We start from the raw sequence: 13,153 nt of genomic DNA, 5'->3' as shown, positions 1-13,153 counted from the left end.
TTCAGGCGTCGTCCTCCCGGCAGCGGGTGCACGTGCCGAAGAGCTCGACGGTGTGGTTGACGTCGACGAACCCGAACCGCTCCGACACCGCCGCGGCCCAGTGCTCGACCGCCGGCCCCTCGATCTCGACGGTCCTGCCGCACTCGCGACACACCAGGTGGTGGTGATGGGTCTCGCTGCAGCGCCGGTACCTGGACTCCCCGGATCCGGACGTCACCACGTCGACCTTGCCCGCCTCCAGCAGCCACTGGATCCCGCGGTAGACGGTGGCGAGACCCACCGACTCCCCCTGCCGCAGCAGGGACTCGTAGATTTCCTGCGCGGTGCGGAAGTCGTCGAAGCCCGTCATCGTGGCCTCGATCGCCCGCCGCTGACGGGTGGAGCGTGAGAGCGAGGTGGGTTCGCGCTCGCTGTCCTCGATGCTCATCAGGGCCCCGTCGATCGTCCGTCGTCCGAGGCGCGCCGCCTCACCGTCCACCTTATCCGAAATGATAACGAGTCTCATATTGGCGGCGTGCTCCGCGTTCGACTCGCGCAATCGAACGAGTCGGTGCCGCGAGATCCACCCAAAGCCCGTCCAACCCGTTCGATCGCACGGGTCGACCGACGCTACAACCCGTCCAAGTTATATGAGAATGACTCTCGTTTGACATAAGGATGTGCGCATACGACGATGGCCGCATGGACGAGGAGACCGACGGCTACGTCGGCGTGAGCGAGCTCTTCTCCGCACTGGCCTCGCCGGTGCGGGCTGCCGTCGTCCATCGCCTGACCACGCGGGGCTGGTCGGTCACCGAGCTCGCCGACGAGCTCGGGGTCAGTCAACCCCTGATGAGCCAGCACCTCCGGGTCCTTCGGGAGGCCCGCGTGGCGACCGCGACCCGCACGGGTCGAACGACGACCTACACCCTCGTCGACGACCACGTGGCCCACGTGTTCCTCGACGCCTACCACCACACGAAGGAACACCCATGACCGTCGCCACCGACCACCGCACCGCCGAGAAGCACGCCCACACGCACGGCCCCGGCTGCGGCCACCTCGCCGTGGTCCACGAGACCCACGTCGACTACGTGCACGACGACCACCTGCACCACGAGCACGACGGCCACTACGACGAGTGCACCCGCTGCGAGTGCGACGACTGCCACGACTCCTGCGCCACCTGCGTGTGCACCGACTGCACCTGCCCGAGCTGCAACCACGCCGTGTGCACCTGCGCGAGCTGCGGAGGCGAGCCGTGCACGTCGTGCGTGTGCGCCGATTGCACCTGCGCCACCTGCAAGCACGCCGCCTGACCGGGAGGTGACGTCGTTCGACGACATCTGGCAATGTCGTTGAACGACGACATCCTGTATTGTCGTTGAACGACGACATCCGCGGGTAGGAGGAACGATGCAGGTCGAGACCATGCGCGACCTCAGCTCGCTCGTGAGGTCCACCCGCCTGAGCCGGGGCCTCACCCAAGCAGAGCTCGCCGCCCGGCTGGGGGTCAGCAGGGACTGGGTCGTCCGACTCGAGCAAGCGGGCACCCGCTTGGAGGTTCAGAAGGTCCTGGACGTCCTCGTCGTCCTGGGGTTACAGCTCGACGTCCACGAGGCAGCCCAGCCGTCGGCAAGCTCCAGCACCCCAGCACCGCGGGCCACGGCTGCGCCCGAGCCACCGGAAGGCAAGAAGCCGCCCCCCAACGACTCCACCCCCCAGGGTCGCCCCGCCAAGAACGACCCGTTCGCGTTCCTCACCAAGAGGACCTGATGGCCGGCGCACGCGTGCTGCACGCCTACCTCGACGGAGTCTTCGTCGGGCACGTGGAGCAGACGAGCGGGGGCTTGCTGTCGTTCACCTACGACGACCGCTACCGCGCCAGTGACAACCCGACGCCGTTGTCGCTGTCCATGCCGTTGAGCGCCGCACGCCACCGCAACAAGAACGTGAGGGCCTATCTGGAGGGGCTGCTGCCGGACAGCGAGGACGCACGCGCGCGCTGGGGCCGCCAGTACGGCGTCTCGCCGAACAACCCCTTCTCGCTGCTACGCCATGTCGGCCGCGACGCGGCTGGGGCGGTGCAGATCCTGGGGCCGGACGAAGATGCTTCCGACGCCTTGGCCCGAGACGGCGACATCGAGTGGCTGACGGACGACGACGTCGCCCACATGGCGCGCGACCTGGCCGCCCACGGCTCCGACTGGGACCCGGGCCGGTTCGGTGGCCGGTGGAGCCTGGCCGGAGCACAACCGAAGCTGGCCCTGTTCCGAGACCCTGAGACGCTGCGCTGGGGGATCCCCCGGGACTCGACACCGACGACCCACATCATCAAACCGGCCATCGAGGGCTACGCCCGCCATCACGTCAACGAAGCGCTCTGCCTGCGCGCCGCCAAGGAGGTCGGGCTCCTCACCGCGCGCGTCGACCTCGTGGAGGTCGACGACGTGCAGGCGGTCATCTCGCACCGTTACGACCGCGACGAGGAGGACGGGGGCTGGGTGCGGGTCCACCAGGAGGACTTCTGCCAGGCCCTCTCGGTGCACCCGAGCCTGAAGTACCAGGCAGACGGCGGGCCAGGGGTCGGTGAGATCTCAGACCTGCTCGCCACCCTGGCCATCGACGACCGGGAGGTCAGCACCGAGAGGTTCTACAAGGGGCTTGCCCTCAACGTCCTCATCGGCGGGACCGATGCCCACGCGAAGAACTACTCGCTCATCCTCATCGGCAATCGCGCCCAGGTGGCACCGCTCTACGACGTCGCCTCCGCCGCCTGCTACTCACAGTACGAACGGCTCGTGGCGCCGATGAGGATCGGAGAGCACGACAAGCTGCTCGACGTGACAACGAAGGACTGGGTGCGCGTGGGCCGGCGGATGGGCATCGGCGGCGACCTCGCCGTGCAGTGGGTCGAGGACCTTCGCAACGACCTGCCCGGTGCGTTCGAGCGCGCAGTCAACGGGTTGCCCGAGCACACGAGGGCGGAGGCCAGTCGCATGGCCGAGCGCATCGTGGAGCACGTCGCTGGGACGTGGCGGCCCGACCTGTCCCGCAATCCCCGTCACGTCGCACGCGGCACGTCGACGTCGCGCAGCCCGGTCAGCGACTGACACCCGTGGTCAGTACACGCTCAAGAGCAACTACACGTTGAAGCGGAACTCCACCACGTAACGTCGCCGATCAACCTCTGCGTCGACACTTGCCGATCACGATTCGGCAGGCGGCAGCGCGATGGGCACGTGGCGACGACCCGCGGGGAATTCGCGAGTAGCCCCCCGAGCCACTAGGTCGTCGCGCCACGCGACTAGCGCAGGTAGCAAGCGTTCCACCGGGAGAGTGTCGTCAGCAAGGTCCTCGTAGAGCGACCGCGCTGCGACGATCTCGTCCACCTTGACGATCACCGTCGAGTTTCCTTCAGCAATCTCCAGCTCGACGCCGGGCGCATCTGACCAGTTCTGTAGTCGCCAAATGACCATCTCGACCCAGTGCGAGCAGAGGCCCCCGCCGGGACCTGCAAGCGTCGGAACGCATTCGTCCAGCGCCTCGTTGAACAGCCGCTCTGCCGGGTCCAGCGCAAGCAGAACGCCGTTTAGGAACGACTCTCGAAGGTGCCATGTCACTGGCGACGGAGACTCGTTCATAGGCTGGGGTTAAGCGCCTTCGATCGGCCTCGACGAGTCATGACGTCGAACTGGAACTAGACATTGAACCTGAACTCCACCACGTCACCGTCGGCCATCACGTAGTCCTTGCCCTCCATGCGCACCTTGCCGGCCTCCTTGGCCTTCTGCATGGAGCCGAGCTGGACGAGGTCGTCGAAGGACACGATCTCGGCCTTGATGAAGCCACGCTGGAAGTCGGTGTGGATGACGCCGGCGGCCTCGGGGGCGGTGGCGCCCTTCTTGACCGTCCAGGCGCGCGACTCCTTGGGGCCGGCGGTGAGGTAGGTCTGCAGGCCGAGCGTGTCGAAGCCGACGCGGGCGAGGGTGTCGAGGCCGGGCTCGGTGACGCCCATCTCGGCGAGCATCTCGCGGGCCTCGTCGTCGTCGCCGAGCTCGACCAGCTCGGCCTCGAACTTCGCGTCGAGGAAGATCGCCTCGGCCGGCGCGATCAGGGCGCGCATCTGGTCCTTGAGGGCCTCGTCGGCGAGCTCGTCGGCATCGCAGTTGAAGACGTAGATGAAGGGCTTGGCCGTCAGCAGCGACAGGTCGCGGATCAGCTCGCGGTCGATCGAGGTCGAGATGATCGGCGTACCGCCCTCGAGCGCGGCGAGCGCCTCCCGGGCGGCGGCGAGGTTGGCGGCGAGGTCCTTGCGGGTGCGCGCCTCCTTCTCCAGCCGCGGGATCGCCTTCTCGACCGTCTGCAGGTCGGCGAGGATCAGCTCGGTCTGGATGGTCGAGATGTCGCTGCCGGGGTTGACCTCGCCGTCGACGTGGGTGACGTCCTCGTCGCGGAACACCCGGGTCACCTGACAGATCGCCGAGGACTCCCGGATGTGGGCGAGGAACTTGTTGCCCAGGCCCTCACCCTCGGACGCGCCCTTGACGATGCCGGCGATGTCGACGAACTCGACCGTCGCGGGCAGGATCTTGGCGCTGCCGAAGACCTCGGCCAGCTGCGGCAGCCGCTCGTCGGGTACGCCGACGACCCCGACGTTGGGCTCGATCGTGGCGAACGGGTAGTTGGCCGCCAGCACGTCGTTCTTGGTCAGGGCGTTGAAGAGGGTGGACTTGCCGGCGTTGGGCAGGCCGACGATCCCGATGGTGAGTGCCACGGGCGGCGAGTCTACGGCCGTACGCCGAGGAGCCCGACCCCGGCGACCGGCCGGGCGCGCAGACCGGGCCGCCGGTCACACCTCCCGGGCTCGGAGGACGCAGGAACGAGTCGGACAAACACTGACGGCCGCGGCGTCCTCGCCTAGTCTGGACGCGGCGCGACCACGGTGTCCGCGTTGCTCCACCAGCATCCCGGGGACGGTCATGACCAGTAGCGCACTCGAGCGGGCGGTCGCCGACGGCGACGTGGACGCGATCGTGCGCGCGGTCTCGGGTCCGACCGACGAGACCTTGCGACCGGGCGAGGTCGCGCTCCTCGAGCGCGCCGCTGCCCTGGTGGCACCCACCGGCGGTCCGTTGCCGACGTCCATCGCGTGGCGCCTGGGCTACGCCCTCCACCAGGCCGGAAGCTTCGCCGACGCCCTCGACGTCTACGACCGGGTCGACGCCGACGAGGCTCGCGACAACCCCGTCGACACCGCGTTCCTGCTCTCCAGCCGGGCCTCCTCGCTCTGGGCCACCGGTGACGCCGCCGCCAGCCGCGCGGCCGCCGACGCCGCCCTCGCGGCCGCCCAGGCCTCCGGCGACGACGCGGCGGTCGCCGCTGCCTGGGTCAGCCAGGCGCTGGTCTGCGTCCTGGAGGGCGATCTCGACGCCAACCTCGTGGCCTACCGCAAGGGCCTCGCCGCCGCCGAGCGCGCCGGCGACGTGCTCACCCAGGCCCGGATCCACAACAACCTCGGGTCGCGGTGCAACTCCGAGGGCCGCTACACCGACGCCCTGCCCTACCTCGACCGGGCGATCGCCCTGGCCGAGTCGGTCTCGGCGCCGGCCCCGGTGCGTGCCCTGAGCCTGGTCACCCGGGGCGATGCCCTGCTGGGGCTGGGCCGCATCGAGGAGTGCCTCGCCGAGCTCCACCTGGCCCGCGACCTCACCCGCACCTCCGAGAGCCCCCTGCTGGGCCTGGCCCTGGTCGCCATCGGCGACGCCAACCGGCTCTGCGGCAACGCCACCCAGGCGGCCATCGCCTACCGCGAGGCGCTGGTGATCGCCGAGCGCACCGGCAACGCCCAGGTCGCCGTACCCGCCCTGTCGGGACTGGCCCGGGCGCTCGTCGTCGACGACGTCGACGAGGCCCACGGCCTGGTGAAGCGGGCCCTCGACCAGCCCTCCGCCATCGGGCAGGTCGACCCCCTCCTGGCCGCCGGGTGGGTGTGCCTGGCCACCGGCGACCGCGACGCCGCCGGCGACTTCTCGCGCCTCGCCGTGCGCGAGGCCGGCCGCCGCCACGACGCCCGTGGCCTCGCCGAGGCGCTCGAGCTGCAGTCCCTGCTCGTCACCGGACCGCGGGCCCTCGACCTCGTCGACGAGGCCGGCACCCTGTGGCGCAGCACCGCCAACGCGGTCGGCATCGCCACCAACCAGACGCTGCGCGCCCGCGCCGGCAACGACACCGTGCAGGAGCAGGCCGCGCGGCGACGGCTGCGCGCGCTCGGCGTACGCGACGACGCGACGCGGATCGCCGGCCCGCTCCAGGCCCTCGGCACCGCCGACCGGGCCCGGGTCAGCATCCGCACGCTCGGTGCGTTCGCGGTGCTCTGCGAGGGCGAGCCGGTGCCGGCCTCGGCCTGGCAGTCCCGCAAGTCGCGCGACGCGCTCAAGATCCTCGCCGGCAAGCGCGGCCGGCCGCTGACCCGCGACGCGTTGGCCGACCACCTGTGGCCCGACTCCGACGGCAGCGGCAACCGGCTCTCGGTCGTCCTGTCGACGCTGCGCTCGGTCCTCGACCCGCGCAAGGAGCACCCGTCCGACCACTTCCTGGTCGCCGACCGCGAGTCGGTGCGCCTCGACAACGACCACGTCGAGATCGACGCCGTCGTCTTCACCCAGACGGCGACCAGCGCGCTGCGGGCCCTGCGCTCCGGCGAGCGTGGTCGGCCCGGCGAGCTCGGGGTCGTCGAGGAGCTCGAGCGCGCGGCCGCGATGTACACCGGCCACTACCTCGAGGACGACCCCTACAGCGACTTCACCGTCGAGGTCCGCGACGAGCTGCTCACCCTGTCCCTCGAGGTCAAGCGCGAGCTGGCCCTCGCCCTCATCGCGCGTGGCGAGAAGCAGCGCGCCATCCCCTGGCTGGTCGGGCTGATCGCCGACGACCCCTACGACGAGCCGTCCCACCACCACCTGATCACCACCCTCCACGAGGCGCGCCGCCACGGCGAGGCGCGTCGCGCCTACCGCGCCTACGCCCAGCGGATGAAGGAGATCGGCACCCCCGCCGACCCCGTCGAGCAGCTCCTGCCCTCCGCGCGTACGACGCCCTGACCGGGCTCGACGGCCCTGACGACCCCGACAGCCCGTCGGCCTAGGGTGAGCCGGTGCGCCTGGCCACCTGGAACGTCAACTCACTGCGTGCCCGCATCGATCGCGTCGAGGCGTTCCTGCAACGCCACGACGTCGACGTGCTGGCCCTGCAGGAGACCAAGGCGCGCGAGGACCAGCTGCCCCTGATGGGCCTGCAGTCGCTGGGCTACGAGGTCGCCGCCGCCGGCTATAGCCAGTGGAACGGCGTCGCGATCCTCAGCCGGGTCGGCCTCGACGACGTCGAGGTCGGCTTCCCCGACATGCCCACCTGGGGCGATCCCGCGGCCGCCGAGGCTCGCGCGATCGGGGCCACCTGCGGCGGCGTACGGGTGTGGTCGCTCTACGTGCCCAACGGCCGCAAGGTCGACGACCCCCACTACGCCTACAAGCTCGACTGGCTCGCGCGGCTGCGCGACGCCGCGACCTCCTGGACCGACACCCCCACGGCCCTGGTCGGCGACTGGAACATCGCCCCGCAGGACGACGACGTCTTCGACATCGGCGCCTTCGCGGGCTCGACGCACATCACGCCGGCCGAGCGGGCCGCGTTCGCCGCCTTCGTCGAGGCCGGGTACGCCGACGTGGTCCGGCCCCACACGCCCGGTCCGGAGGTCTACACCTACTGGGACTACTACCGCCAGCGCTTCGAGCGCAACCGCGGCATGCGCATCGACTTCGTGCTCGGGTCACCACCGCTGGCGGCCCGCGTCACGGGAGCCTTCGTGGACCGCGACGAACGGGCCGGCACGGGCGCCTCCGACCACGCGCCGGTCGTCGTCGACCTCGACCTCGACTAGTGGTGCGGGTCCGAAGTTCTTGATGGCTTGGCGTGCTCAGGGTGCGTGCCTTCGCGGTGGCGGCGGTCCGACGGCATATCTGGTCGTCTTCCGAGGATCGCCGGTGCCGCGAGGTGCGTGGCCTCAGTGCGCGAAGCGTCCAAGAACTTCGGCCCCGTGCCACTAGGACCCGACCCGCCGGGCAGGGACTGTCGGTGGTCGCGTCCACACTGGCGGCCATGGACCTCGCCACCGCTCTCGTGCTCGTCCTCGGCCTCCTCCTCGGCCTCGTGGCCGGAGCGGCGACGGGCTATGCCGCCGGCGTGCTGCGCGGCTCGGCGAGCGCCCAGGACGCCGCCGACGAGGCCGCGCGCGACGTGGCCGACGACCGTCTGGGCACGGCCCTCGACCAGCAGGCGATCGTGCGCGAGAGCCTCGAGCGTCTCCACGACCAGCTCCGCGACCTCGAGCACGGCCGGGTCGCCTGGCAGAGCCAGCTGCACGAGCAGGTGCTCGACATGCGGTCCTCGACCGAGACCCTGCGCCGCGAGACGCAGTCGCTGTCCACGGCGCTGCGCCGCCCCCAGGTGCGTGGGCGGTGGGGCGAGCTCCACCTGCGCAGGGCGGTCGAGCTCGCCGGCATGGTCGAGCACTGCGACTTCTCCGAGCAGGTGCGTCTCGACGACGGCGCCCGACGCCCCGACCTCGTCGTCCACCTGGCCGGCGGGCGCTCGGTCGTCGTCGACTCCAAGGTGCCCCTCGACGCCTACCTCGACGCGACCGGCTGCGACGACGACGAGACCCGTGCCGACCACGTCGCCCGGCACGCCCGCCAGCTGCGCACCCACGTCGACCTGCTGGCCGGCAAGGCCTACTGGCGCTCCCTGCCCGACTCCCCCGAGTTCGTGGTGCTCTTCGTCCCCGCCGAGTCGTTCCTGGCCGCGGCTCTCGACGCCGACCCGTCCCTCCTCGAGCACGCTGCGGCCCGTGAGGTCGTCCTCGCCACGCCCACGACGCTGATCGCCCTGCTCCGCACCGTCAGCCACGGCTGGCGCCACGAGGCGCTCTCGGCCCGCACCGACGAGATCCACCGGCTGGGCCGTGAGCTGCACGCCCGCCTGGCGACGTTCGGCGGGCACCTCGACCAGGTGGGTCGCTCGCTCAACGCGGCCGTCGGGCACTACAACGGAGCCGTCGGCTCGCTGGAGTCCCGCGTCCTGGTGCAGGCGCGGCGCTTCGACGACCTCGGGGTGACCGGTCCCGCCACCGCCGCCCTGACACCGCCCCGAGCCGTCGAGCTGCGGGCCGTCGACCGCGACGACCGCACCGGCGGTCCCGATGGTGGTCCCGGTGGCGGACCCCAGCGCGGGCCGGGCGGCGCCCCGTCCGGTCGGCGCGCCGACGGCCGTGAGCCCCCGCCTCCCCTTACCGTGACATCGTGACCCTGCCCGGCACCCGCACCCTGTGGGAGGAAGGCCGCGCGCCCGGCCACGAGGTCGTGGCCCTCGGCGTGGCGCTCGCCCTCACCGCGGCCGCGGTCGACCTGCTGCTCACCAGCCGGATGAGCCTGTTGTTCGACCTGGGGTTCGTGGCCCTGTGCGTGGCCCTCGCGCTCGCCGTACGCCCTGCCGACTTCTTCCACGTGGGGGTGCTGCCCCCGCTGCTCATGCTCTCGACGTTCCTGCTGCTGGCGATGTCGCGGGCCGAGGCGATCGCCGAGGCCCACGACGGGGTGCTCCAGGCGGTCGTGTCAGGACTGTCGCACCACAGCCTCGCCCTGGGCGCCGCCTACGTCCTGACGCTCGGGGTCCTGGCCGTGCGTCAGCGCATCGCGGTGCTGCGCGAGGCCGAGCTCGGCGCCGACCCCGGCGAGCTCACTCGAACCGGTCCGGGTCGCCGGCTCCCCGCCTGAGCACCTCGGGCGTCCCGCTCGACCAGTCGACGACGGTGGTGGGCTCGGCCGAGGTCTCCCCCGCCTCGACCACCAGGTCGACCTCGTGGTCGAGGTCCTCCTTGATCTCCCAGCCCATGGTGCGCGGCTCGGTCTCGCCGGGCAGGATCAGCGAGCTGCTCAGCAACGGCTCGCCGAGCTCCTCGAGAAGGAGCTGCACCAGCCGGTGGTCGGGGATCCGGACCCCGACGGTCTTCTTCTTCGGGTGCAGCAGCCGCTTGGGCACCTCCGGCATGGCCGGGAGGATGAAGGTGTACGGGCCCGGCGTGGCCGATCGGATGGCCCGGAACGCCGCGTTGTCGACGTGCACGAGCTGGCCGAGCTGGCTGAAGTCCTTGCAGACCAGGGTGAAGTGGTGCCGGTCGTCGAGCCCGCGGATCTTGAGGATCCGGTCGCGGCCGTCACGGTTGCCGACCCGTGAGCCCAGCGCGTAGCCCGAGTCGGTCGGATAGGCGATCAGGGCGTCGTCGTGCAGGGCGTCGACGACCTGGCGCACCAGCCGGGGTTGCGGGTTGTCGGGGTGGATGTCGACGTACCTGGCCATGGACCCGATCCTCCCACTCACCGGGCGTGACCGGATGACGTCGTGGTCCCGTCGACCCGATTTTTCCCAGCACCTACCCAGGTGCTGCACAGTGGAGCCCCGGACGCCCGCTGCTAGGAAGGGCGGAGCAACCCGGCGGACAGGAGGAGAGCGTGGCGATCACACCGCAACGAGACGACGACATGGTCGGCACCGCGGGGCGCCGACGGGTGGCCTACGTGCTGCCCGTCTACAACGAGGAGGCCGGCATCGCCGCCTTCCACGCCGCCCTGGTCGAGGCGACGGACACCCGGCCCGATCTCGACCTCGAGTTCGTCTACGTCGACGACGGCAGCCGCGACGACTCGCTGGCCCACCTGCTCAAGCTGCGCGGTGACGACGACCGGGTCACGGTGCTGAGCTTCTCGCGCAACTTCGGCCACCAGTTCGCCGTCACCGCGGGCCTCGACGCGTGTGCCGACGCCGACGCCGTGATCGTGATGGACACCGATCTCCAGGACCCCCCGCACGTCAGCCTCGAGATGATCGAGATGTGGGAGGGCGGTGTCGACGTCGTCTTCGCCCAGCGCCGCAGTCGACGTGACTCCCGGTTCAAGCGGGCCACCGCGTTCGGCTTCTACTGGCTGCTCGACCGGATGGCCGACACCGAGATCCCCCGCAACGTCGGCGACTTCCGGCTCATCGACCGCAAGGTGGTCGCCGAGGTCTCGCGCTACCGCGAGGCCGACAGGTTCCTGCGCGGGATCGTCGCCCACGTCGGGTTCCGCCAGGAGGCCCTGCTCTTCGACCGCGACGAGCGCTACGCCGGCGAGACGGGCTACCCGCTGCGCAAGATGATCCGGTTCGCGACCAGTGGCATCGTGGGGTTCTCGACCGCGCCGCTGCGCTGGATCTCCCGGCTCGGGTTCGCCATCTCGGCGTTCTCGGTCCTGCTGGCGCTCTACGTGCTCGGCGTACGCCTGCTGCGACCCGAGGAGTCCGTGCCCGGCTGGGCGTTCCTCGGCGTCGGCATGTTCCTGCTCAGCGGGCTGCAGCTGATCATGATGGGCGTCATCGGCACCTATCTCGGCCGCGTCTACGTCGAGGCCCAGGACCGCCCCCTCTACTCGTTGGCCCTCACGGCCCGGGGCCGCCGCGACGGTGCCCGCTGAAGGCTCGGCTGACGACCCTGCTGTCCCCGACCCTGCTGCGGTTCGGGGCCGTCGGCGTCGTCAACACGCTCCTCGACCTCGGCCTGTTCCTGCTGCTGCACGACCACCTCGGGATCGTGGCGGCCAACTTCGTCTCGACCAGCGCCGGGATGACCTTCAGCTTCGTCGTCAACGGGCTGGTCACGTTCAAGGCAGGACGGCTGACCCTGCGGCACGCACTGCTGTTCCTGGCCACGACCGGCACGGTGATGTGGGCGCTGCAGCCCGTGTTCATCCACCTGTTCCTCCAGGTGGTCGACCAGATCCTCGTCGTCAAGGTGCTGTCGATCGGGGTCTCGTTCGTCGCCAACTTCGCGGCGTACCGCTATGTCGTGTGGCCGGCGACGGAGCCAGCCACTCAGCCGACCGAGGCCTAGCTAGTGGCACGGGGCCGAAGTTCTTGGCCGCTTCGCGCACTGAGGCCACGCACTTCGCGGCAGCGACGATCCTCGGAAGACGACCAGGTATGCCGTCGGACCGCCGCCACCGCGAAGGCACGCACCCTGAGCACGCCAAGCCATCAAGAACGTCGGACCCGCACCACTAGAGACGCCCGGCGGCCTTGAGGTCGCGGCGCAGCTCCTGGGGCAGCGAGAAGACGAGCGACTCCTCGGCGGTGTGCACGGCGCGAGCGTCGGGGTAGCCGCGCTCGGCCAGGAACTCCAGCACTCCCTCGACGAGGGACTCGGGCACCGACGCGCCGGACGTCACCGACACCGTGCGTACGCCGTCGAGCCAGGCCTCGTCGACCTCGGAGACGTCGTCGACCCGGTAGGAGGCCAGCGCCCCGGCCTCGAGCGCGACCTCGACCAGGCGCACCGAGTTGGACGAGTTGGCCGACCCGACCACGATCACCAGGTCGGCGCCCGGCGAGATCTCCTTGACGGCGAGCTGGCGGTTCTGGGTGGCGTAGCAGATGTCGTCGCTCGGCGGGTCGAGCAGCAGCGGGAAGCGCTCGCGGATGGCGGCGACGGTCTCGAGGGTCTCGTCGACCGACAGGGTCGTCTGCGACAGCCACGCGACGCGGGCCGGGTCGCGCACGACGATGCCGGGCACGTCGGCCGGGCTCTGCACGAGCTGGACGTGGTCGGGAGCCTCACCGGCGGTGCCCTCGACCTCCTCGTGACCCTCGTGGCCGATCAGCAGGATGTCGTAGTCGTCGGCGGCGAACCGCTTGGCCTCGTGGTGGACCTTGGTGACCAGCGGGCAGGTCGCGTCGATCGTCTTGAGGTCGCGCTCGGCCGACTGGCGGTGCACCTCGGGCGAGACCCCGTGGGCGGAGAAGACGACGGTCGCCCCGGTGGGGACCTCGGCGATCTCCTCGACGAAGATCGCGCCCCGCGACTCGAGGTCGGCCACGACGTGCTTGTTGTGCACGATCTGCTTGCGCACGTAGACGGGGGCACCGTAGAGGTCGAGGGCCTTCTCGACGGTGATGACGGCGCGGTCGACGCCCGCGCAGTAGCCACGGGGGGCGGCGAGCAGCACTGCCCGCTCGGCCTCCTCGGGGCGCAGGACCGCGGGCATGCCGACATCGGTGGTCATGGGTCCAGTCTACGGACCCGGGCTGG

At 70.9% G+C, this 13,153-nt stretch carries 15 protein-coding genes; 10 read left to right on the top strand and 5 right to left on the bottom strand.

Annotated elements, in window-relative coordinates:
* Nucleotide 1: 1 nt before the first annotated feature.
* A complete protein-coding gene (locus FJQ56_RS20100) occupies nt 2-427 on the bottom strand; it encodes a Fur family transcriptional regulator (protein ID WP_140011414.1) in 426 nt (141 codons plus the stop codon).
* 254 nt (nt 428-681) lie between these two features.
* On the opposite strand from FJQ56_RS20100, the gene FJQ56_RS20095 reads away from it, so the two are divergent.
* The 4 genes from FJQ56_RS20095 (at nt 682) to FJQ56_RS20080 (ending at nt 3,092) form a co-directional block, all read left to right on the top strand.
* On the top strand, nt 682-975 hold the full coding sequence (locus tag FJQ56_RS20095) for an ArsR/SmtB family transcription factor (RefSeq protein ID WP_211351275.1): 294 nt from the start codon (nt 682-684) through the stop codon (nt 973-975).
* Nucleotides 972-1,298, top strand: coding sequence for a hypothetical protein (locus FJQ56_RS20090; protein WP_140011412.1), 327 nt, complete (start codon nt 972-974; stop codon nt 1,296-1,298). The genes FJQ56_RS20095 and FJQ56_RS20090 overlap by 4 nt, the downstream gene beginning before the upstream one ends.
* A gap of 97 nt (nt 1,299-1,395) precedes the next feature.
* Nucleotides 1,396-1,755 (top strand): helix-turn-helix domain-containing protein, encoded by a 360-nt coding sequence (locus FJQ56_RS20085; RefSeq protein WP_140011411.1) that lies wholly within the window; start codon nt 1,396-1,398, stop codon nt 1,753-1,755.
* A complete protein-coding gene (locus FJQ56_RS20080) occupies nt 1,755-3,092 on the top strand; it encodes a type II toxin-antitoxin system HipA family toxin (RefSeq protein ID WP_140011410.1) in 1,338 nt (445 codons plus the stop codon). Before FJQ56_RS20085 ends, FJQ56_RS20080 begins: the two co-directional genes overlap by 1 nt.
* Nucleotides 3,093-3,188: 96 nt before the next feature.
* Here FJQ56_RS20080 and FJQ56_RS20075 read toward each other — a convergent pair whose 3' ends face one another.
* Complete coding sequence (locus tag FJQ56_RS20075) at nt 3,189-3,623, bottom strand: hypothetical protein (RefSeq protein WP_140011409.1); 435 nt, start codon at nt 3,621-3,623, stop codon at nt 3,189-3,191.
* Between the two features lie 56 nt (nt 3,624-3,679).
* Nucleotides 3,680-4,756 (bottom strand): redox-regulated ATPase YchF, encoded by a 1,077-nt coding sequence (gene ychF / locus FJQ56_RS20070; protein ID WP_140011408.1) that lies wholly within the window; start codon nt 4,754-4,756, stop codon nt 3,680-3,682.
* 205 nt (nt 4,757-4,961) lie between these two features.
* On the opposite strand from ychF, the gene FJQ56_RS20065 reads away from it, so the two are divergent.
* The 4 genes from FJQ56_RS20065 (at nt 4,962) to FJQ56_RS20050 (ending at nt 9,809) form a co-directional block, all read left to right on the top strand.
* Nucleotides 4,962-7,082, top strand: coding sequence for a BTAD domain-containing putative transcriptional regulator (locus FJQ56_RS20065; RefSeq protein ID WP_140011407.1), 2,121 nt, complete (start codon nt 4,962-4,964; stop codon nt 7,080-7,082).
* Between the two features lie 53 nt (nt 7,083-7,135).
* Nucleotides 7,136-7,918, top strand: coding sequence for an exodeoxyribonuclease III (locus tag FJQ56_RS20060; RefSeq protein WP_140011406.1), 783 nt, complete (start codon nt 7,136-7,138; stop codon nt 7,916-7,918).
* Between the two features lie 218 nt (nt 7,919-8,136).
* A complete protein-coding gene (locus FJQ56_RS20055) occupies nt 8,137-9,339 on the top strand; it encodes a DNA recombination protein RmuC (RefSeq protein ID WP_140011405.1) in 1,203 nt (400 codons plus the stop codon).
* Nucleotides 9,336-9,809 carry a DUF6542 domain-containing protein gene (locus FJQ56_RS20050; protein ID WP_211351273.1) on the top strand — a complete coding sequence of 158 codons (474 nt, stop codon included), beginning with the start codon at nt 9,336-9,338 and terminating at the stop codon, nt 9,807-9,809. Before FJQ56_RS20055 ends, FJQ56_RS20050 begins: the two co-directional genes overlap by 4 nt.
* On the opposite strand, the gene FJQ56_RS20045 is transcribed toward FJQ56_RS20050, so the two are convergent.
* The gene (locus FJQ56_RS20045) at nt 9,772-10,392 is read right to left on the bottom strand and encodes an L-threonylcarbamoyladenylate synthase (RefSeq protein WP_140011404.1); all 621 of its coding nucleotides are present in this window, start codon (nt 10,390-10,392) and stop codon (nt 9,772-9,774) included. The two genes, FJQ56_RS20050 and FJQ56_RS20045, sit on opposite strands and share 38 nt — an antisense overlap.
* A 152-nt stretch (nt 10,393-10,544) precedes the next feature.
* Between FJQ56_RS20045 and FJQ56_RS20040 the strand changes: the two genes are divergently transcribed.
* Both FJQ56_RS20040 and FJQ56_RS20035 read left to right on the top strand, forming a co-directional pair.
* Nucleotides 10,545-11,543: a glycosyltransferase family 2 protein gene (locus FJQ56_RS20040; RefSeq protein WP_246084270.1), complete on the top strand. Its 999-nt coding sequence runs from the start codon at nt 10,545-10,547 to the stop codon at nt 11,541-11,543.
* On the top strand, nt 11,540-11,959 hold the full coding sequence (locus FJQ56_RS20035) for a GtrA family protein (protein ID WP_140011403.1): 420 nt from the start codon (nt 11,540-11,542) through the stop codon (nt 11,957-11,959). Before FJQ56_RS20040 ends, FJQ56_RS20035 begins: the two co-directional genes overlap by 4 nt.
* A 166-nt stretch (nt 11,960-12,125) precedes the next feature.
* On the opposite strand, the gene FJQ56_RS20030 is transcribed toward FJQ56_RS20035, so the two are convergent.
* Entirely contained in the window at nt 12,126-13,127 is a 1,002-nt protein-coding gene (locus tag FJQ56_RS20030; protein ID WP_140011402.1) for a 4-hydroxy-3-methylbut-2-enyl diphosphate reductase, read from the bottom strand.
* Nucleotides 13,128-13,153: the final 26 nt, after the last annotated feature.

This window comes from Nocardioides plantarum (assembly GCF_006346395.1).
GTDB classification, from domain to species: Bacteria; Actinomycetota; Actinomycetes; order Propionibacteriales; family Nocardioidaceae; genus Nocardioides; species Nocardioides plantarum.
Note: the sequence above shows the minus strand (reverse complement) of the source record. Positions and strands in the feature narration are given on the sequence as shown.